The 1,009-nt window shown below is 65.2% G+C and carries 1 protein-coding gene; it reads left to right on the forward strand.

Features of this window, described 5'->3' with window-relative positions; all coding sequences use genetic code 11:
• The first annotated feature begins 182 nt into the window (after positions 1–182).
• Positions 183–989 carry a transposase family protein gene (locus E1200_RS33395; RefSeq protein ID WP_131956685.1) on the forward strand — a complete coding sequence of 269 codons (807 nt, stop codon included), beginning with the start codon at positions 183–185 and terminating at the stop codon, positions 987–989.
• Positions 990–1,009: the final 20 nt, after the last annotated feature.

Here is a 1,009-nt window from a genome sequence, read left to right on the forward strand (position 1 = left end):
TGAGGTTTTGCCAGCAAGAATGATCCGGACAGTGGCTACTTCTCGGACATGATCGAGCATGTTCGGGAAGACTCGCGGACAGACGGGACCGGCCGGAAACGGGACGTGGAGCCCCGGTAGAAGAGGTCTCGCCAAAGAACCCATCCGCTACCCGAAGGCTCCACGTGGTCACCTATCCTGCCATGCTCGACGTCCCCCGCGAGCTGATCGGTTTCGTCGCCCGGCTGCTGCGAGCCGAGCGACGAGCCCGCGGAACCAGGAGGCGCACACGCTGCCTGACCTGCTCCAAGCAGGCCCTATTCGTGATCGCGTGGTTCCGGGACAAGCCCAACATCACCCGGCACGGCCTGGCGTTCGGGCTGTCGCAGTCGACCGCCTACCGGTACCTGCACGAGGCCGTTGACGTCCTGGCCGACCAGGCCCCGGACCTGCATCAGGCCCTGGACAAGGCCGTCGCCGACGGCCTGCCGCATCTGGAATTGGACGGCAAGATCTACCCGAGCGACCGGTGCCGGGAGAAGACCGTGAGCGTAAAGGGCGAAGCGATCGACGCCTGGTTCTCCGGGAAGACCGGAGGATTCGGCGGCAACGTCCAGATGCTATGCGAACCGGACGGGTTCCCTATCTGGTTCAGCGACGTCCTCCCCGGCGGAGTCGTCGACATCGAGGCGGCCCGGGCGCTGGTGCTGCCGGCCGTTTACCCCTACGCCAAGACGATGCCGGTCCTGGCCGACCCCGGCTACCAAGGTGCAGGTCACGGCATCATCGTCCCGTTCAAGAACCCCGCCGACGGCAACGTCCTGTCCATCGACGACCGCTGCCGCAACCGTCTACAACGCTTCCTACGCTGCCGTGGTGAACGCGGCTTCGCTCTTGTCGGTGAACGCTGGACCGCACTCAAGCACACCACGCTGAGCCCCGGCAGAATTGGCGACCTCGTCCGCTCCGCGCATGTCCTCACGCTCTTCGAGCACCGCCGGATCAGCTGAAAGTCGCTGACAAAACCTCA

Source organism: Actinomadura sp. GC306, from assembly GCF_004348665.1.
Lineage (GTDB): Bacteria > Actinomycetota > Actinomycetes > Streptosporangiales > Streptosporangiaceae > Spirillospora.